Annotated in this window: 16 protein-coding genes; 13 read left to right on the top strand and 3 right to left on the bottom strand. The window is 56.0% G+C overall.

Going from position 1 to position 18,685, the window contains the following annotated elements; translation table 11 throughout:
* Window positions 1-38: 38 nt before the first annotated feature.
* Window positions 39-1,685, bottom strand: a complete 1,647-nt coding sequence (gene fumA, locus WFN87_RS09725; RefSeq protein WP_336982677.1) for a class I fumarate hydratase FumA — start codon at window positions 1,683-1,685, stop codon at window positions 39-41.
* Window positions 1,686-1,891: 206 nt separating this feature from the next.
* On the opposite strand from fumA, the gene manA reads away from it, so the two are divergent.
* Entirely contained in the window at window positions 1,892-3,067 is a 1,176-nt protein-coding gene (gene manA, locus WFN87_RS09720) for a mannose-6-phosphate isomerase (RefSeq protein ID WP_336982676.1), read from the top strand.
* Between the two features lie 131 nt (window positions 3,068-3,198).
* Window positions 3,199-4,782 carry a YdgA family protein gene (locus WFN87_RS09715; protein WP_336982674.1) on the top strand — a complete coding sequence of 528 codons (1,584 nt, stop codon included), beginning with the start codon at window positions 3,199-3,201 and terminating at the stop codon, window positions 4,780-4,782.
* 32 nt (window positions 4,783-4,814) lie between these two features.
* Here the strand turns inward: WFN87_RS09715 and WFN87_RS09710 are convergent, their stop codons facing one another.
* Together WFN87_RS09710 and WFN87_RS09705 are read right to left on the bottom strand one after the other, a co-directional pair.
* Window positions 4,815-5,402 carry a GNAT family N-acetyltransferase gene (locus tag WFN87_RS09710; protein WP_336982673.1) on the bottom strand — a complete coding sequence of 196 codons (588 nt, stop codon included), beginning with the start codon at window positions 5,400-5,402 and terminating at the stop codon, window positions 4,815-4,817.
* A gap of 16 nt (window positions 5,403-5,418) precedes the next feature.
* Window positions 5,419-6,453 carry a Mal regulon transcriptional regulator MalI gene (locus WFN87_RS09705; protein WP_008456398.1) on the bottom strand — a complete coding sequence of 345 codons (1,035 nt, stop codon included), beginning with the start codon at window positions 6,451-6,453 and terminating at the stop codon, window positions 5,419-5,421.
* A 186-nt stretch (window positions 6,454-6,639) separates the two neighbouring features.
* Between WFN87_RS09705 and malX the strand changes: the two genes are divergently transcribed.
* The 11 genes from malX (at window position 6,640) to add (ending at window position 18,671) form a co-directional block, all read left to right on the top strand.
* A complete protein-coding gene (gene malX / locus WFN87_RS09700; RefSeq protein ID WP_008456400.1) occupies window positions 6,640-8,229 on the top strand; it encodes a maltose/glucose-specific PTS transporter subunit IIBC in 1,590 nt (529 codons plus the stop codon).
* A 90-nt stretch (window positions 8,230-8,319) separates the two neighbouring features.
* Window positions 8,320-9,492 carry a MalY/PatB family protein gene (locus WFN87_RS09695; protein ID WP_336982671.1) on the top strand — a complete coding sequence of 391 codons (1,173 nt, stop codon included), beginning with the start codon at window positions 8,320-8,322 and terminating at the stop codon, window positions 9,490-9,492.
* 132 nt (window positions 9,493-9,624) lie between these two features.
* Entirely contained in the window at window positions 9,625-11,055 is a 1,431-nt protein-coding gene (locus tag WFN87_RS09690) for a CehA/McbA family metallohydrolase (RefSeq protein WP_166994175.1), read from the top strand.
* Between the two features lie 190 nt (window positions 11,056-11,245).
* Window positions 11,246-12,721 carry a peptide MFS transporter gene (locus WFN87_RS09685; RefSeq protein ID WP_336982668.1) on the top strand — a complete coding sequence of 492 codons (1,476 nt, stop codon included), beginning with the start codon at window positions 11,246-11,248 and terminating at the stop codon, window positions 12,719-12,721.
* 379 nt (window positions 12,722-13,100) lie between these two features.
* Window positions 13,101-14,168: a methyltransferase gene (locus WFN87_RS09680; protein WP_166994171.1), complete on the top strand. Its 1,068-nt coding sequence runs from the start codon at window positions 13,101-13,103 to the stop codon at window positions 14,166-14,168.
* A 50-nt stretch (window positions 14,169-14,218) separates the two neighbouring features.
* Entirely contained in the window at window positions 14,219-14,788 is a 570-nt protein-coding gene (idi, locus tag WFN87_RS09675) for an isopentenyl-diphosphate Delta-isomerase (RefSeq protein ID WP_336982666.1), read from the top strand.
* Window positions 14,788-15,609, top strand: coding sequence for a terpene synthase family protein (locus tag WFN87_RS09670; protein ID WP_336982665.1), 822 nt, complete (start codon window positions 14,788-14,790; stop codon window positions 15,607-15,609). The genes idi and WFN87_RS09670 overlap by 1 nt, the downstream gene beginning before the upstream one ends.
* Window positions 15,610-15,693: 84 nt before the next feature.
* Window positions 15,694-15,849 (top strand): hypothetical protein, encoded by a 156-nt coding sequence (locus tag WFN87_RS09665; protein ID WP_336982664.1) that lies wholly within the window; start codon window positions 15,694-15,696, stop codon window positions 15,847-15,849.
* A 281-nt stretch (window positions 15,850-16,130) separates the two neighbouring features.
* Window positions 16,131-16,961: a class I SAM-dependent methyltransferase gene (locus WFN87_RS09660; RefSeq protein WP_336982663.1), complete on the top strand. Its 831-nt coding sequence runs from the start codon at window positions 16,131-16,133 to the stop codon at window positions 16,959-16,961.
* A 128-nt stretch (window positions 16,962-17,089) separates the two neighbouring features.
* Window positions 17,090-17,551 carry a GNAT family N-acetyltransferase gene (locus WFN87_RS09655; RefSeq protein ID WP_166994163.1) on the top strand — a complete coding sequence of 154 codons (462 nt, stop codon included), beginning with the start codon at window positions 17,090-17,092 and terminating at the stop codon, window positions 17,549-17,551.
* A gap of 118 nt (window positions 17,552-17,669) precedes the next feature.
* Window positions 17,670-18,671, top strand: a complete 1,002-nt coding sequence (add, locus tag WFN87_RS09650) for an adenosine deaminase (RefSeq protein WP_336982661.1) — start codon at window positions 17,670-17,672, stop codon at window positions 18,669-18,671.
* Window positions 18,672-18,685: the final 14 nt, after the last annotated feature.

The raw sequence follows: 18,685 nt of genomic DNA, 5'->3' as shown, positions 1-18,685 counted from the left end.
GATAAAAAAAGCCGCCACTATAGGCGGCGGCTTGAGTATTACTTAACGCATCGAGAGCACTGTGAGGCCTGAATTTTCTGGAAGAAGTCGTTGCCTTTGTCATCCACCAGGATGAACGCCGGGAAGTCTTCCACTTCGATTTTCCAGATAGCTTCCATACCCAGTTCCGGGTACTCCACACACTCCAGGCTCTTGATGCTATTTTGCGCCAGCACCGCCGCCGGGCCACCGATGCTGCCCAGGTAGAACCCGCCGTGTTTGTGACAGGCGTCGGTCACCTGCTGGCTGCGGTTGCCTTTCGCCAGCATGATCATGCTGCCGCCGTTGGCCTGCAGCTGATCCACGTAGGAGTCCATACGGCCCGCAGTTGTCGGCCCTAAGGAGCCGGATGCGTAGCCGTCCGGCGTTTTGGCCGGGCCTGCGTAATAAATCGGGTGATCTTTCACGTACTGCGGCAGATCTTCCCCGTTATCGAGACGTTCTTTCAGTTTAGCGTGAGCGATGTCACGCGCCACAATAATGGTGCCGGTTAACGACAGACGGGTGGACACCGGGAAGTCGGACAGCTGGGCGAGGATCTCTTTCATCGGACGGTTCAGGTTGACCTTAACGGCTTCCCCCTCGCCCGCCTGACGCAGCTCTTCCGGGATGTACTTGCCCGGATTGTGCTCCAGCTTCTCAAGCCAGATGCCGTCTTTGTTAATTTTGGCTTTGATATTGCGGTCGGCTGAGCAGGACACGCCCATGCCAACCGGGCAGGATGCGCCGTGGCGAGGCAGACGAACAACGCGGATATCGTGGGCAAAGTATTTGCCGCCGAACTGCGCGCCCAGGCCAAGATTCTGCGCTTCTTTCAGCAACTCTTCTTCCAGCTGCACGTCGCGGAACGCCTGTCCGTATTCATTACCTTCGGTTGGTAGGCCGTCGTAGTACTTGGTTGATGCCAGCTTCACGGTTTTCAGCGTCGCTTCGGCAGAGGTTCCGCCGATAACAAACGCCACGTGATACGGCGGGCAGGCCGCGGTGCCCAGGGTGCGCATTTTCTCCACCAGGTAATCTTTCAGCTTCGCCGGGGTGATCAGCGCTTTGGTTTCCTGATAGAGATAGGTTTTGTTAGCCGAACCGCCGCCTTTGGCGATGCACAGGAATTTGTACTCGTCGCCGTCCACGCTGTAGAGATCGATCTGCGCTGGCAGGTTGGTGCCGGTGTTCACCTCTTTGTACATATCCAGCGCGGCGTTCTGGGAGTAGCGCAGATTATCTTCAATAAAGGTGTTGTAGACGCCGCGAGACAGCGCTTCTTCGTCGCCACCGCCGGTCCAGACGCGCTGGCCTTTTTTACCCATGATGATAGCGGTGCCGGTGTCCTGGCAGGTCGGCAGAATGCCCTTGGCGGCAATATCTGAGTTACGCAGGAACTGCAGCGCAACGTATTTATCGTTCTCGCTGGCTTCCGGGTCGCTCAGAATGTCCGCCACCTGCTGCTGATGCGCCGGGCGCAGCATAAACGAAGCGTCGTGGAAGGCATGCTGAGCCAGCAGCGTCAGGGCCTGAGGATCAACCTTGAGGATTTGCTGGCCGTCAAACTCGGCGACGGAAACATAGTCGGGGCTCAGGAGGTAATATTCGGTCGGGTCTTTCTGGAGCGGAAAAGGCTCCTGGTAATGGAAGGGTTTATTCGACATATTTCTCTCACTTGCGACAACAGTAACGTTAATTTTTATATTTCAGCGCAGGATCTTACGCTGCGTTCCAAAAACAAGTCATAACATGCTACACAATTTTTTAACAGAAACTGAGACTAATACGACTTTTTGTTGCCCTGGTTACTTCCCCGCGGATAATTGGTTTAATAACTGAAACTTCGATTCAATGATGACAGGGACCTGAGATGCAAAAATTGATCAATGCGGTACAAAATTATGCCTGGGGAAGTGAAACGGCGCTAACGGAACTGTACGGCATCGCCAACCCGCAGCATAAGCCCATGGCCGAACTGTGGATGGGCGCTCACCCAAAGAGTAGTTCAAAAGTGCTCGATGCCAACGGGCAACCGCACGCATTGCGCGATGTGATTGACGCCGATAAGCAAGCGCTGTTGGGGAAAGCCGTTGCCGAGCGTTTTGGCGAGCTGCCTTTCCTGTTCAAAGTCCTTTGCGCCGCCCAGCCTCTCTCCATTCAGGTTCATCCGAACAAAAAAGCCTCTGAAATCGGCTTTGCGAAAGAAAATGCAGCGGGTATTCCGCTTGATGCCGCAGAGCGTAACTACAAAGATCCTAACCACAAACCTGAACTAGTTTTTGCCCTGACGCCGTTCCTCGCGATGAACGCTTTCCGCGAATTCTCCGACATTGTGTCGCTGCTGCAGCCGGTTTCTGGCGCACATCCGCTGATTGCGCATTTCCTCCAGCAGCCTGGGGCCGAAACCCTGGCACAGCTGTTTGCCGGCCTGCTAAATATGCAGGGCGAAGAAAAAGCCCTGGCCCTTGGCGTACTAAAAGCTGCCTTGAATAATCAGCAGGGCGAGCCGTGGGAAACCATTCGCCTGATTTCCGAGTTCTACCCGGACGACAGCGGCCTCTTCTCCCCGCTGCTGCTGAACGTGGTTAAGCTTGAGCCGGGCGAAGCGATGTTCCTGTTCGCCGAAACCCCACACGCCTATCTGAACGGCGTCGCGCTGGAAGTGATGGCTAACTCTGACAACGTGCTGCGTGCCGGGCTGACGCCGAAGTACATCGACATCCCTGAACTGGTGGCCAACGTCAAATTTGAGCCAAAACCGGCCAATCAACTACTGACCGAGCCGCAGATAAACGGCAGCGAACTGGACTTCCCTATTCCAGTGGATGACTTTGCCTTCTCCCTGCACGACCTGAGCACGCAGGAAGCCGCGCTGGCACAACAAAGCGCTGCCATTGTATTCTGCGTTGAAGGTGAAGCCGTGCTAACCAAAGACGCCCAGCGCCTGGTGCTGAAGCCGGGCGAGTCAGCCTTTATTAGCGCCGCAGAATCCCCGATTGCCGTCAGCGGCGTTGGCCGGGTAGCACGAGTGTTTAATAAACTTTAACTTACTGATCTTTTTAGCGCGTATTGCTAAGCTAGTAAGCATGTTGACGAAAACGCCTGATAACAGGCGTTTTTCTTTCGCCCGGTGGGGGACGGCTGCCGGCTTCTATACATGACATGGATAATGACACGATGAAAAAATCTCTGGTTGCGGTTGGGGTAATTGTTGCGCTAGGCGTGGTATGGACCGGTGGGGCCTGGTTTACGGGTAAACAGCTCGAAGGCCGTATGGCCGAAATGATTGATAACGCCAATGCTGAAATCAAAAATTCAGCACCGGAATCAGGGCTGGTCCTCAGCTATCAGGACTACAAGCGTGGGCTTTTCCACAGTTCGGTACAGCTGGTGGTTAAACAGGCTGCCGGGACGAAAAACGCCCTGCTCACGCCAGACCAAAGCGTGTTATTCAACGAAACCATCGACCATGGTCCTTTCCCGTTCGCACAGCTGAAGAAATTCAACCTGATCCCGAGCATGGCGTCGATCCACACCGAACTGGTGAATAACGACACCACCAAACACCTCTTCACGCTCACCAAAGATAAGCCGCTTATCGGCGTGGAAACCCGCGTGGGCTACAGCGGGGCAACGTCTTCGGATATCGCCCTGGCGGCCATTGATGCCACCGAGGGTGAAGACAAGTTCAGCTTCAGCGGCGGCAAATTTACCGCCGACGTTGATGGCGCGGGCAATGAAATCGCCCTGTCCGGCTCGGCCGACAGCGGCCTTGTCAACACCGTTAACGAATACGGCCAGCGCGTGCAGCTCTCTTTCAACGGGATCAAAACCGACGGCGATAGCAAACGCAGCCTGTTTGACCAGCGCGTAGGCTCTCAGAAAGCGACCATCGATAAGCTGTCTATGGTTGTGGATGGCAAAGAAATTGCCGTCGTGGAAGGCTTTAACCTGAACGCAAAATCTGACGTGCAGGACGACAAAAAACACTTCACCGGCCAGTTCGACTACAGCCTTGATGCGCTGAAAGTCCAGAACCAGAACATGGGCAGCGGCAAGCTGACGCTCAAGCTCGGCAATATTGATGCCGCCGCGCTGCGCGAGTTTACCCAGAAATATAACGCGGGCGTACAGCAGCTGATGGCCGACCCAGCGCTGCAGCAAAACCCTGAGCTCTACCAGCAAAAATCCGTGGAGCTGATTAGCGCTAACCTGCCGCTGCTGCTGAAGGGCAACCCAATCATTACCGTCGCCCCACTGAGCTGGAAGAACGCGAAAGGCGAATCGACCTTTAACCTGTCCTTGTTTATGAAGGATCCGCAGGGCGCAACCGGCCCGGCCAATTCGGCGGAAGAACAGCTGGATCGCTACGTGAAATCTCTCGACGCGAAGTTGGTTATCCCTATGCCAATGGCTACGGGGCTGATGTCCCAGGTGGCGCAGCTGGAAGGCTATAGTCCGGAAGAGTCAGACAAACTCGCCAGCCAGCAGATCAAGGGCCTCGCTGCCATGGGCCAGATGTTCCGCGTCACCAAAGTTGACGGCGATAACATCACCACCAGCCTGCAATACGGCAACGGCAAAGCCTCCCTGAACGGCGAGCAGATGTCGCTGGGCGAGCTGTTCAGCATGTTCGCCCTGCCGGCAGGCATGGGTGGCCCGGCGCTGCAGGATAACGACAGCGATGCCGTGCCGCAGCCGCAGGACGAAGCACCGGGGGATGATGCATCTCTGGACGCCGCCCCGGCACCTCAGCAGTAAGCCATACAAAAACCCGCCATCTGGCGGGTTTTTTAGTTTCTGTCGGCCAGCAGCGCCGCAAGTGAATCCCGAATCTCTGGCCATTCATCGTCAATAATGCTAAATCTTACCGAATCACGCTTGCGGCCATCCGGCATGATTCGCTCGTGCCTGACTATCCCTTCCTGCTTCGCGCCTAATCTTAGAATAGCCCGGCGAGACTTTTCGTTAATCACATCCGTGGTGAACTGCACCCGAACACAATCCAGTGTCTCAAACGCATATTGCAGCATTAGAAATTTGGCTTCGGTATTGGCCCAGGTTCGCTGCCAGCGGGCGGCAAGCCACGTACTGCCGATTTCAAGCTTGCGGTTTTTCATATCTATTTTCCAAAACCGCGTGCAGCCAATCACGTGTCCAGACTCAATATCCGTCGTCACGAACGGCAAAATAGTTCCTGCCTGCCGCCCATTGAGCGCATGCTGGATGTAGTCGTTTACCGTCTGTGCGGACGGCACAACGGTAAACGGCAAATTCCACAGCTCACCGTCCGAGGCGGCATCAACCAGCAGCGGGGCATCGCTCAGCGCCAGGGGCCTGAGCTTGATACGCTGGCCGGTAAGTGTAGGAAAGTCGCTCATGTAATTCCTGAAAAAGTTAGTTTTTAATGGTGATTAACCGGGCGGGCATAATCTGATTGCTGAACACGACGTCGCTTTCCTGGGCTCGCTGGAGAATACGCTGTGCCGCGCTGCGGCCAATTTCTCTCGCAGGCGTCGTCACCCACGTCATTGGTACGTCGTCCAGGTCATCTTCTGTGACTTCGGCAAAGCCTGCCAGCGCGATGTGCCGGTCGTAATAACTGTCCACGCTGCCGCCGCCCATCTGCCAACCCGCGCGGGTCAGGCCGAACCACGCCCCCATCGCCACGGTGCTGTTGTGGCAAACCACGGCGCTGATGGTCGGGAAGTTGTGCAGCAGTTCGGTGATGGCATCCGCCGCCTGCTTCTGGCTCGGCTCGCACTCAAGGATCCAGTCGCTGTGGAAAGGCAGCCCATGCTGCATCAGGGTGGCGCAAAAGCCGCCCAGCCGCTCCGCACGTGTTAATGACGAGCTACGCCCGCCCAGCCACGCAATACGCTGGTGCCCGCGCTTAATCAGATGCTCGGTCACCAGTTGCGCCGCCTGCATATTATCCGGGCGAATGATATCAACCTCGTCCAGATAACTTGCTCGTGAGGCAAACACCAGCGGCACCTTATTCTGTACTGCCATATCCCGCAGATCCGCGCCCTGACCTGCCGCACCGGCAATAATAATGCCGTCCACGCCCTGGGCCACCAGCGTGTCGAAACAGCGCTGCATATGCTGCCCCTGGCTACCGCTCTGGGTGAGAAACAGAAGCTGGCCCTGTTGCTCCAGCGCTTCCGTTAACCCGGCGGTTAACTCCGCATAAAAAGGATTGCAGAGGTCGCGGACAATCAGGCCAATCACCCCACTCTGGCCACCGCGCAGCGAAGCGGCCTGGCGATTACGCACAAAGCCTAACTTTTCGATAGCCTCATTCACCCGCTGACCGGTGGCGGTGGAGATCCTCCCCTTACCGCTAAGCACCAGCGATACCGTGGTCACCGAGACACCTGCGGCCTCGGCAACCTCGTTGATAGTGATTCTTTTGGTCAGCGTCGACATCGTTAAGTCAGATCCTCCGTGAATCGATAAATATAAAGATAAAACGTTTTACTTATGCTGGCATATTCAACGTCATTATGCGCGGTAATTCTGCGATCGTCCTCACGATAAAATTGGGTAAAACGTTTTATCATTTTCAAACTTTACTTACACAACACTTCATTTTAACCGGGTCAAGGAGTCGTGATGGCGGCTAATACACCACAAAAAAAATCGCTTTGGGAGTTTTTCCAGAACCTCGGCAAAACTTTTATGTTGCCGGTGGCGCTGCTGTCGTTCTGCGGCATCATGCTGGGGATTGGCAGTTCGCTGAGCAGCCATGACGTTGTTACCGAGATCCCGTGGCTGGGCAACCCGGTCTTACAGCTGATCTTTACCTGGATGAGCAAAATGGGCTCATTCGCGTTCAGCTTCCTGCCAGTGATGTTCTGTATCGCCATCCCGCTGGGCCTGGCGCGTGAAAATAAAGGCGTGGCCGCCTTCGCCGGCTTTGTCGGCTATATGGTGATGAACCTCGCGGTTAACTTCTGGCTGACCGCCAAAGGCATCCTGCCAACGACCGATGCGGCAATCCTCAAAGCCAATAACATTCAAAGCGTGCTCGGCGTGCAGTCAATTGATACCGGTATTCTCGGCGCGGTCATTGCCGGGATTATCGTTTATCTGCTGCACGAGCGTTTTCACAATATCCGCCTGCCGGACGCATTAGCGTTCTTCGGCGGCACCCGCTTTGTGCCCATTATTACCACCCTGGTGATGGGCCTGGTTGGCCTGGTTATCCCGCTGATCTGGCCAATTTTTGCCGCCGGGATCAACGCCCTGGGCTACATGATCCACAGCGCAGGTATCTTTGGGCCAATGATCTTCGGTACCGGGGAACGTCTGCTGCTGCCGTTCGGCCTGCAGCATATTCTGGTGGCCCTGATTCGCTTCACCGAAGCGGGCGGCACCATGGACGTGTGCGGTCATACCGTGAGCGGCGCGCTGACTATCTTCCAGGCGCAGCTGAGCTGCCCGACCACCCACGGCTTCTCTGAAAGCGCAACGCAGTTCCTGTCCCAGGGTAAAATGCCGGCGTTCCTCGGCGGCCTGCCAGGTGCAGCGCTGGCGATGTACCACTGTGCTCGCCCGGAAAACCGCCATAAAATTAAAGGGCTGTTGATCTCTGGCGTGATTGCCTGCGTCGTGGGCGGCACCACCGAACCTATCGAGTTCCTGTTCCTGTTCGTCGCGCCGGTGCTGTACCTGATTCACGCCGTGCTGACCGGGATTGGCTTCACCATGATGTCCGTGCTGGGCGTGACTATCGGCAACACCGACGGCAACATTATCGACTTCTTCGTCTTCGGCGTGCTGCACGGCCTGTCCACCAAATGGTATATGGTCCCGGTTGTGGCCGCGGTATGGTTTGCTGGCTACTATGCCATCTTCCGCTTCGCCATTACCCGCTTCAATATCAAAACCCCAGGGCGTGATATTGAAACCACCACTGCAGAAAAACCGGTTGGCGGCCACACGGGCAAATCTGGCTACAACGTACCAGCGATTCTGGCGGCGCTGGGCGGCAGCGATAACATTTCGACGCTGGATAACTGCATCACCCGCCTGCGCCTGTCGGTTAAAGATATGTCGCTGGTGGATACCGCGGCGCTGAAGGCCAACCGCGCCATCGGCGTAGTGAAGCTCAACGAGCACAACCTGCAGGTGGTTATCGGGCCACAGGTTCAGTCGGTAAAAGATGAGATGGTCGGCCTGATGCGTACCGTCGAGGCTTAATTCACCCAGGAGCGCTTCGGCGCTCTTCATTATCATGCAAAGAGGGAAAGTGCGGTTTTCCCTCTTTGTGGTTAAAAGCTGTGAGGTTTTATGTTTGATTTTTCTGTTCCGGTAGACCGCCACGGCACCTGGTGCACCCAGTGGGATTATGTGGCCGACCGCTTCGGCGCCGCTGACCTGCTGCCCTTCACCATTTCCGATATGGACTTCTCTACCGCGCCCTGCATTCTTGCTGCCCTGCAAAAAAGATTGGCCCACGGCGTACTCGGCTACAGCCGCTGGAAGAACGACGATTTTCTCTCCGCCATCGCCCACTGGTACCTGCAGCGTTTCGGCAACAGCATCGATCCGGAGAGCGTAGTCTACGGTCCTTCGGTGATTTACATGGTTTCGCAGCTTATACGCCAGTGGTCGCAGCCGGGCGACGGCGTGCTGATTCATACCCCCGCGTACGATGCGTTCTACAAAGCAATTGAAGGCAACCAGCGTCAGGTTCTGAGCGCGCCGCTGCATAAAACAGCGGAAGGCTGGCACTGTGATATGACGGAGCTGGAAACCCTGCTCGCCAGGCCTGAATGTAAAATCATGCTGCTTTGCAGCCCGCATAACCCAACGGGCAAAGTCTGGACACGGGAAGAGCTGACCACCATGGCTGAACTCTGCGCACGCCACGGCGTGCGGGTTATCAGCGATGAGATTCATATGGATATGGTGTGGGGCAATAACCGTCACATTCCGTGGTGCGAAGTTGGCCTCGGCGGCTGGGCGCTGCTCACATCCGGCTCGAAAAGCTTCAACATCCCGGCACTTACCGGCGCTTACGGGCTGATTAATCATGCAGACGACCGCCAAAAATACCTGAACGTGCTCAAAGGGCAGGATGGCCTCTCCTCTCCGGCGGTGCTGGCGATTGTGGCTCATATTGCCGCCTACCGTGAGGGCCAACCCTGGCTTGACGCGCTGCGGGACTACCTGCAAAGCAATTTACAGTTCGTGGCCGACAGGCTGAACCAGGCGTTCCCGGAGCTGGACTGGCAGCCGCCGCAGTCAACCTACCTGGCCTGGATTGATTTACGCCCGCTGGGGCTGGACGACAGAGCGCTGCAGCAAGTGCTTATTGAAGAGCAGAAAGTCGCCATCATGCCGGGCTACACCTACGGCCCTGAAGGCAACGGTTTTGTGCGCCTGAACGCCGGGTGCCCGCGCGTCAAACTTGAGGCTGGCGTTGAGCGGCTTATTGCCGGGATCCATTCGCTGTTATAGCCCGTAAAGGGGAGCCAGCTCCCCTTCCTCTCCTGCGGCATTCATCACTTCGTCATGTTTCCGACACCCAATCGACACACAATCTTCACTCGCTCCCCTTAAGCTCGTGACAATTAAGAACAGGAGCAAATCATGCACGTTTTTACCGGTGAAATTCCCTTCGGTCATGCCGTCCACACCTTCTCTGTAGCAGACAATGCCCCGGCGATTAGCCTGACCGGCACGACGCTGCGTACCGGACACCTCTACTGCTACCTTTACGACAGCCGCCGGCAGCTAAGAGCCTCGGTGATGCTGCAAAAACCGGAAAAGGTGCTGACAGTCTGCGCGGACTGGGCTTCCATCGGTGCTCTCCCCGGCGAACTCCCCGCCGGAGAATGGCAATTGCATATCTATAACGTCATCGGTGAAAGCCGTTCGCCGCAGCCCATGAGCTATCGGCTGGATGTGACTTTCGACGCCCTGGCCGCCTCCGTTGATTTTGAAAAACAAGACGTTTTACGCCCGGATCACCAGGTCATTTTTGACTACCAGCGCACGCTCAGCGATCGTCCCGGCTGGTATCGCGGCGACCTGCACGGCCATACCACGCTGTCCGACGGCAACAACACGCTGCCTGAAGCGCTGGATATCATGGCTTCGCAGGGGCTGGATTTCTTTTTCCTGACCGAGCACAACTTGTCCCACGCCTGTCTCCCACGCCACGACAGCGTTTTGTTGCTGCCGAGCATTGAAGTCACCGCCGACAAAGGCCACCTGAACGTGCACGGCCCCGCCGCCACGCTGAATATGTTCCATGCGGATTACAGTAGCCGCGGTCTGCTCACTCAGGGCATTGCGCTCAAGCGGCCAGAAAGCGTACTGAGCGTAAACCACGCCATGCTGCACCCGTGGAGCTGGCTCTATAACGACATGCCGATGGCGGATATCGACGTACTGGAAGTGCTCAACGACCCAACCTGGAAAAACGCCACCACCGCGAACGAGCAGGTGGTCGAGATCTTCACCACGCTGTGGAACGCGGGGCACCGGATTTATGCCGTCGGCGGCAGCGACTGCCATATGCAGCCCCACGAGCGCTATCCGCAGGCGACAGAGCCGTCTATTTACGGCGACCCGGCAACCTGGGTTTATGCCGAGGCGCTCAGCGGAGAGGCCATTCTTGCCGCCATCAAAAGCGGGCATTGTTACTTTGAGCGCCGCTGCGGCCTGACATTCAGCCTGAATGACGGCGCGCTGCTGCCGGGCGACGCTGCTGACGGCAAACAGATCGTATTGACTGTAGCGGTAAAAGATAGCGAACGGCGCTACACGCTCCAGGTCGTGTCGGAAGCGGGTATTCTGGCTGAATATCCCCTGGAAAACACACCACAAGACATTCACGCAGATATGAAAAAACATGCGTGGATTCGCTGGGATATCCGCCGTGAGGACGGCTCGCTGGAGGGCATGATCAACCCGGTTTACTGTGCTAAGCATCCGCTGTTTCTCTCGCCTGTCGGCGCCACCTGGGGCGAGGTGACCGGCCACCTTGAATTTCCCCGCAGCACCGATTCGGAGTGATTTTTAAGCACTTTCGTCTGGTTATCTTTTTGGTTTGTAAAATTTTGAAATTATTTAATGTGAATATTTAGTCGTTCTGCTTTGCATAAAACCGCTAAAAGCGACGAAAATGCTCCCTCATCATAGTCATAGAAATTAAGACCCGGTGACGCCGCGCTTCCCGGGTCTTTTTGTTGTTGAGAGAGACAATATGAGTTTATCTTCCGGCCACGCCTCGCATCAGGCCATTCCTCCCGGCTCAGGCGCGTTGTTCTTTATTCAGATGTTCGCCACCCTGGGCTTTGCGGTGCTTTACTCCACGCTGGTGCTGTACGTCACCAAGCGACTGGGCTTTAGCGAAGGCCAGGCCGATGCCATGATGGGGATCTTCGGGGCATTCAACTACGGGCTGCACCTGTTTGGCGGCTGCCTCGGGGGCCGCTATCTGAGCAACCGGAACCTGTTTGTGCTGGGGATGCTGCTGCAGGTCGCGGGCTGTTATCTGATTGCCGACGCGGGCCTGACGGGCCTGTGGTGGGGGCTGGCGATGTTCCTGAGCGGCAGCGGGCTGAACGTGACCTGCCTGAACATGATGCTGACCCAGCGTTTTGCGCCGGACGACGATCGCCGTGAAGCCGCCTTCCTGTGGAACTACGCCGGGATGAACCTGGGCTTCTTTATCGGCTTTACCGTGGCGGGCTACTACCAGTTGACCGAAAGCTACCGGGCGCTGTTCCTGTTTGCCACCCTCGGAAACGTCGCCGCCGTAGTCATTACCCTGCTCCGCTGGCCGGTGCTGGCAGATATCAGCACGCCGCTGCAGCACATCAAGGGGAAAGGGTTTTATCTGCGCATGGCTTTTGGGCTGCTGATCCTGATTCTTCTGGTCCCTGTCCTGCGCCTGCTGCTTGGCCATACCGAATTCAGCAGCACGTTTGTTATCGTGCTGGGGGCGCTGGTCTTCCTGGCACTGTGCGTCATGACCGTCCGACACCCTCGCAAGCACGAGCGTCGCCGCATGGCAGCTTACCTGCTGCTGGCCGCCGGTTCGCTGGTGTTTTGGTCGCTGTACCAGCTGGCACCCATGGGGCTGACGCTGTTCGCCGAGCATAACGTCACCCTGAACGCTTTTGGCTGGGAAGTCTCTCCGCAGTGGCTGCAAAACATCAACACTGTCGTCATCGTGATCGGCGGCCCGCTGATGGCCTGGCTGTTCAAACGCCTGCGCGATCGCGGCGTGCGCATCGACATTCCCGCCCAGTTTGCCTCTTCGTTGTTCTGTATGGGCGTTGGCATGCTGGTGCTGCCGCTGGGTATCGCCATGGCAGGTGCGGACGGCATGGTGGCGCTGAAATGGATTGTGCTGAGCTACATTCTGCAAAGCATCGGCGAACTGCTGATTTCCCCGGTGGGCTACTCGATGATCGGCAAACTGGCCCCGGCCAACCTGCAGGGCCTGATGATGGGCTGCTGGATGATGGTCACGGGCGTGGCCTCCGTGCTGGCGGGCTATGTTTCGGGCCGCATGCCGCAAAACAGCGGCAGCACGCCGATACTGACCGACCCGGGCTACAGCAAAGTCTTTAGCCAGCTGGGCTGGGGCTCCGTCGCTACCGGCGTTATTTTACTGCTGCTGATCCCGCTGCTGCGCCGCCTGATCGAAGAAAAACGTACCCCGCACGCTTAACACATAAGGCGCGGGTGTGACTCGCGCCAGATTTTATTGCTCACCATTTTCTGATTCACCCGTTGTTGTTCCTGCCTGAACCCGTGTGGATGACTGTTTTATGTTCATCTAAGCGGAACTTACCGCGCAATTTTGCGACTCACCTCAAGCCATAAACAAACGCTATTACCTGCCCGACAGGGCCTGAAGTAGCTTGTCACCGCGTGTTTGACAAGTTCCTAACCTTCTATTTTTAATGATTTTTTATTTTGTCACGACGCGGTATACGTTCAGGATCCTCAGTCTGCAAGGATAAGCCGATACGACGGCCATGGTTAATGCATTTTGTCATTAGCGGGCCATTTCCAATGTTTGTTGTACTCTTTCAGGTTACTGCTGTATGAGCCAAACCCTTGCCTTCCCCTCTGCTGCCGACAGCACGTCGCCAGAGCAGCAAAACACACCGGTCCCCGCCACGCCACGTAATAATCTGCTGGCCCTGTTGGGCATGCAGTCTTTGCTGGTGCATGCCATTACGGCCGCAGCCCGGCTGAAGCTGGCAGATATTCTCGGAGATCAAACCCTCGGTCTGGAGGCGCTGGCTCGGCAAAGCGGTTGCCAACCTCAGGCGCTAAAACGTTTGCTGCGCGCCCTTGCGGGCTGCGGCATTTTTTTTGAAACCGGAGAGGGGTATCGCAACACGCCGCTGAGTGCCATGCTGAACAGCGAGCGACCGGATTCTTTGCACGGATGGGCCTGCTTTATGGGGTCAGAGCAGGTTAACCGCTGTTTTGAACAGCTGGATGTCGCCCTGACGGAGGACGGCCCCGTATTTGATAAAATCTATGGTCAGCCCTTTTTTGACTATCTGGGCCAGGACGCCGGAGCCAGAGACATTTTTGCCCGCGCCATGACCTCTTATTCGGCCTCGGGCATTGACGATGCCCTGGCGGCCTTTGATTTCTGCCACGCTGGCCGATTGTTCGATATCGGCAGCGGATTAGGTAAATTTCTGTCCGGCATTCTCGATGCAAATCCGCAGCTGACTGGCACGCTGTTTGATTTGCCTGAGGTGATTGCTCAGATTGAAAACCAAACCAGCGAGCGTAATCCTCGCCTGGCCTGGCAGGCCGGAAACTTCTTCAATGAGATCCCTGCCGGGGCGGACACCTACATTCTGCGGCATGTCCTGCATGACTGGTCAGACGAACAGGCACTGCAGATCCTGCGCAACTGCCGTCAGGCTATGCATGAGGGCGCACAGCTGTTGATCTTCGAACATTTGCTTACCGGCGATAACCAGCCCGATTACGCCAAGTTTCTGGATCTGGTCATGTTAACGTTCCTGCACGGTAGAGAGCGCAGCGAGGCTGAGTACCGGCATTTGCTTGAAAAGGCAGATTTACGCATTGAGCGGCTAGTGAAAACGCCAGGCTTCCATACTCTGCTAATCGTCAAGCCTCGGTAACCTCAGCCAATCGTGTGGGCGCCGAAAGGCTCCGACAGGGAGATATAATAATGCCGACAGAGAAAATGATTCTGGTGGACAGCCACGACAGGCCAACGGGTGAAGGCGAGAAGATACAAACGCACCTTGAGGGACAGCTGCATCGTGCTTTTTCGATCTTTATCTTTAACCCAACGGGGGAGCTGTTGCTCCAGCGGCGGGCGAAAAGTAAATACCATTCTGGCGGGCTATGGGCTAACACTTGCTGTGGCCACCCCCGCCCGGGCGAAACGAACGTCAATGCCGCACGGCGTAGGCTAAAAGAGGAAATGGGGTTTGACTGCCCCCTGCTTTCCGTTGGGAACATTACCTATAGAGTCGAGGTTTCCCCGACGATGGTGGAGCATGAATTTGATCATCTGTTCATCGGGCTGTTCAGCGGGCAGCCTCATGCTAATCCGGTAGAAGTCGACGCCTGGCAATGGCTGACGCTCGAAAACCTTCAGCGTCAGATGGCTCAGCGACCAGAAACGTTTGCCGCCTGGTTTATGACCATCATGGAGAAGTCCCGTTCATTACGCCCTGAAAACTGGCATAACCAGCTCCAGACTGCTGACTCAGACTTACTTTTGGAAAAATAATGATGAGCGCACTTCCTCTCCCCGAATTCTATTGCCCTTTCACCACCCATATGAATCCCAGCCACGATAACAGCTGGGCGGAATCCCGCCGCTGGTTAGTCGAGATGGGTTTAGTCCAGGGGGAACAGGCCATCGAGCGACTTGATCGCTCAGGGTTTTCACAACTTACCGCCAAAGCTTATCCATACGCCGCACAAGACGATCTGAAGGTAGCGATTAACTGGCTGGTATGGCTATTTTTATTCGACGATCAGTTAGATGAGTGCTGCCTGGGCCATCAGAAAGATCAGGCCGATCTGATCCTCGACCGTCTGCTGCGACTTGCCCTGCCGAACGCGGAAGGCAAACTCTCGCCGCAAAGCCCGGTTGAACGCGCTTTTGTTTCACTCTGGCAGGAATATGCCCGGCGCCTGAGTACAGAACAGCAGCGGCGCTTTAGCCAAAATATTCGTAACTATCTCAGCTCGCTGCGCTGGGAAGTCACGGCCAGAAATAAAAGTGCCTTACCGGGCTTGCTGACTTTTGTTGAGATACGCCGTGATACCGGTGCCGTGAGGGTCGTGCTGGATATCATTGAGTTCTGCCTCAATGATGAAATTCCGGCCATCATTGCCGACAGCCTCGAGCTACAGTTGCTAAAAAACTGCACCATCGACGTGATTTGCATGAGTAATGACCTCTTCTCTTTCGAGAAAGAGCGATCACGCGGGGATGTGAATAACCTGGTATTGGTCCTGGAGCAAAACGCAGGCTGCTCCCGCGCAGAGGCCGTGACCCGCATTTATGGTCTCGTTCTCGACCGACAGAACCTGTTCATGTAAACACGCCATCGGCTTGAAACGCTGCTGGAAGAGACGCCGCTGACGCAGACGCAGCGGGAAAGCATTCGTCGGTACGTTGAGGGGATGGCGCACTGGATGCGGGCCAACCTCGATTTTTCACTCTCGACGCCGCGGTATGCCGAGATTGAAGACAGCCGGGCGGGAAAACCGCTCAGCTGGCTGGAGAATATAAGCGCCATGCAGCACGAGCTGTTCCAGGCGCCATTACGGAAAGATTGAGGGGGTGGCTCAGGTGCAAAAGTGCCTGAGCCCGACCGGGAATAACCAAACGCTTTACCCACGTAAGGCCGTTGACAGTCCCGCCTGCCGAAACTAGACTCAGTTTTTTTATTGAATCCCTCCCGAGGTTTGCAACGAAATGAACAACTAATGCGCTCTGCCTGACTTATGCCAGTGTGAATACGCATTGCTGTTTATTATTGCAGTTTCGGCTGCGGCTTATGCCGCACATCTCGCCGCTATTCCCTGGCTCTGCTTTTCACTCCCCAGAGGAAAATAAGATGCCTGATACATTTACCCACTCTTCCGACTTACTCGAGCACAACCGCGCCGCATGGGATGCCCTTGCCCGCCAGCAGTGCGAATGGTCCCGGCCTGTCGGTGCCGACATCATTGCACAAGCCCGCCGCGGCGAGTGGCAGATTCATTTAACGCCAGGCAAGCTCCCTGCCAGCTGGCTACCGAACGTGCAGGGAAAACGCATTCTCTGCCTGGCGTCTGCCGGGGGGCAGCAGGCACCGGTGCTCGCCGCCGCCGGGGCGGAAGTCACCGTATATGATTTATCGCAGGAGCAGCTCAATAAAGACCGCTTTGTTGCGCAACGGGACAATCTGAAGCTGACATTTGTCCAGGGCGATATGCGCGATCTGTCCCGTTTCGCGGATAAAAGCTTTGACTACATTATCCACCCGATATCTAACCAGTACGTGCCGGATATTCGCCCCATCTGGCACGGCTGTTACCGGATTTTAGCAAGCGGCGGAAAGCTGTTATCCAGCTTTTTTAATCCGGTTGTTTTCATCGGCGATCGTGCAGCCAACTATGCCGAACAAGGCGTTATCCGTCCAAGATTCAGCCTGCCCTATTCTGACGTCAATGATCTCACGGCCGACGAGCTGGCCGCGAAACAGGCTCGGGGAGAAGCGTTCGTCTTCGGCCATTCACTGGAAGAGCAGATCGGCGGACAGCTTGAAGCGGGTTTCGCACTGGCCGGTTTTTATGAAGATAAGCAGCCCAACCCGCGTTTCTTGATTGACCAGTTTATGCCGACGTTTATAGCTACCTGCGCGATTAAATATGGGTTGGCAGCCGTCAGTGAAACAGGCGAATAAAAAGATCTTTTTTATTTAAATATGCTTACAAACAACTTTTTATAAAACCCAAAAACAGCCAGCCCCTAAAGCTGGCTGTGCTAACATTTGCCGGCACAAGCCTTCTTTCCCCTGATGGAAACCAGCCAATGAACGAGATACTTTTTCGTAAAGCACAGCTTGCCGATGTTCCCGCCATTATCACGCTGTTAGCCGACGACATTCTGGGCCGCCTGAGAGAAGATCCCAGCCTTCCCTTAGATCAGCGCTACATTGAGGCTTTTCATGCCATCGATGCCGACCCAAACCAGCTACTTGCCGTAGCCGTATCCGGAGATGAGGTCATCGGGACGTTACAGCTGACCTTTATTCAGGGCTTAGCGCGCAAAGGCGCGTGGCGCGGCCAGATTGAAGCGGTACGCATTGCGCGTTCACAGAGAGGGACGGGATTTGGCAAACAGATGGTGGATTGGGCCGTCCAGCAGTGCAAAGAAAGAGGCTGTCACCTCGTACAGCTCACTACGGACAAAACACGGACGGATGCGCACCGCTTTTATGACAACCTTGGTTTTGAGGCCAGCCATCTTGGCTACAAGCTAACGCTGCAGTAATTTTTCTCGGCAAAAGCGCGACAGGGACGTTTGCGCAACAAAATGCTGACAGCCGTAGCAATTGCCCCCCATTTCTTTTTATAATACGCCGCACTTTAATCAAAAAAAGAGTGCGACCATGATTGATACCACCCTGCCGTTAACCGATTTGCACCGCCACCTTGATGGCAATATTCGTGCGCAAACTATCCTCGATCTCGGCCGCCAGTTTAATTTATCTTTACCTGCCAACACCCTCGAAACCCTGCGTCCACACGTTCAGGTCGTTGAGACTGCACCGGACCTGGTCAGTTTCCTGCAGAAGCTGGACTGGGGCGTAAAAGTGCTGGGCGATCTCGAGGCCTGCCGCCGCGTCGCCTGGGAAAATATTGAAGATGCCGCTCGCAACGGCCTGCACTACGTGGAGCTGCGTTTCTCCCCAGGCTATATGGCGATGAGCCATAACCTGCCGGTGGCCGGCGTGGTTGAAGCCGTAATTGAAGGTGTACGCCAGGGCTGCCGCGACTTTGGCGTTGAAGCCCGCCTGATCGGCATTATGAGCCGAACCTTTGGTGAAGCCGCCTGTGAAGCGGAACTGAACGCCCTGCTCGCCCACCGCGACAGCATTACCGCGCTGGACTTAGCCGGAGACGAACTTGGCTTCCCGGGCAGCCTGTTCCTGAATCACTTTAATCGTGCGCGGGATGCTGGCTGGCGGATCACCGTGCATGCCGGCGAAGCTGCCGGGCCGGAGAGCATCTGGCAGGCTATCCGCGAGCTGGGCGCGGAGCGTATCGGTCACGGCGTAAAAGCAGTTGAAGATCCGGCGCTGATGGATTTCCTGGCGGAACATAAAATCGGGATTGAGTCCTGCCTGACGTCGAATATTCAGACCAGCACCGTTGGGGCCCTGGACAAACACCCGCTGATCGCCTTCCTCGATCGCGGCGTTTTGGCCACGATCAATACCGATGACCCGGCGGTTCAGGGCATCGATATTATTCATGAGTATAACGTCGCGGCACCTCAGGCCGGCCTCAGCGCGGCGCACATTCGCACCGCGCAGGAGAATGGACTGAATATTGCGTTCCTGAGCGAAGCCGAAAAACAGGCGCTTATCGCTAAGGTTAAGGCGGCGTAAAAATACCGGCGGCT

It is taken from the genome of Cedecea sp. AS113 (genome assembly GCF_037152415.1).
Lineage (GTDB): Bacteria > Pseudomonadota > Gammaproteobacteria > Enterobacterales > Enterobacteriaceae > Cedecea.
Note: the sequence above shows the minus strand (reverse complement) of the source record. Positions and strands in the feature narration are given on the sequence as shown.

Bases quoted from the DNA above. Each gene is read 5' to 3' on its own strand.
- WFN87_RS09670 (WP_336982665.1), top strand. From the start codon at position 14,788: ATGATGAGCGCACTTCCTCTCCCCGAATTCTATTGCCCTTTCACCACC.
- add (WP_336982661.1), top strand. From the start codon at position 17,670: ATGATTGATACCACCCTGCCGTTAACCGATTTGCACCGCCACCTTGAT.
- WFN87_RS09680 (WP_166994171.1), top strand. From the start codon at position 13,101: ATGAGCCAAACCCTTGCCTTCCCCTCTGCTGCCGACAGCACGTCGCCA.
- idi (WP_336982666.1), top strand. From the start codon at position 14,219: ATGCCGACAGAGAAAATGATTCTGGTGGACAGCCACGACAGGCCAACG.
- WFN87_RS09690 (WP_166994175.1), top strand. From the start codon at position 9,625: ATGCACGTTTTTACCGGTGAAATTCCCTTCGGTCATGCCGTCCACACC.
- WFN87_RS09660 (WP_336982663.1), top strand. From the start codon at position 16,131: ATGCCTGATACATTTACCCACTCTTCCGACTTACTCGAGCACAACCGC.
- fumA (WP_336982677.1), bottom strand. From the start codon at position 1,685: ATGTCGAATAAACCCTTCCATTACCAGGAGCCTTTTCCGCTCCAGAAA.
- WFN87_RS09655 (WP_166994163.1), top strand. From the start codon at position 17,090: ATGAACGAGATACTTTTTCGTAAAGCACAGCTTGCCGATGTTCCCGCC.
- WFN87_RS09705 (WP_008456398.1), bottom strand. From the start codon at position 6,453: ATGTCGACGCTGACCAAAAGAATCACTATCAACGAGGTTGCCGAGGCC.
- WFN87_RS09710 (WP_336982673.1), bottom strand. From the start codon at position 5,402: ATGAGCGACTTTCCTACACTTACCGGCCAGCGTATCAAGCTCAGGCCC.
- WFN87_RS09695 (WP_336982671.1), top strand. From the start codon at position 8,320: ATGTTTGATTTTTCTGTTCCGGTAGACCGCCACGGCACCTGGTGCACC.
- WFN87_RS09665 (WP_336982664.1), top strand. From the start codon at position 15,694: ATGGCGCACTGGATGCGGGCCAACCTCGATTTTTCACTCTCGACGCCG.
- manA (WP_336982676.1), top strand. From the start codon at position 1,892: ATGCAAAAATTGATCAATGCGGTACAAAATTATGCCTGGGGAAGTGAA.
- WFN87_RS09715 (WP_336982674.1), top strand. From the start codon at position 3,199: ATGAAAAAATCTCTGGTTGCGGTTGGGGTAATTGTTGCGCTAGGCGTG.
- malX (WP_008456400.1), top strand. From the start codon at position 6,640: ATGGCGGCTAATACACCACAAAAAAAATCGCTTTGGGAGTTTTTCCAG.
- WFN87_RS09685 (WP_336982668.1), top strand. From the start codon at position 11,246: ATGAGTTTATCTTCCGGCCACGCCTCGCATCAGGCCATTCCTCCCGGC.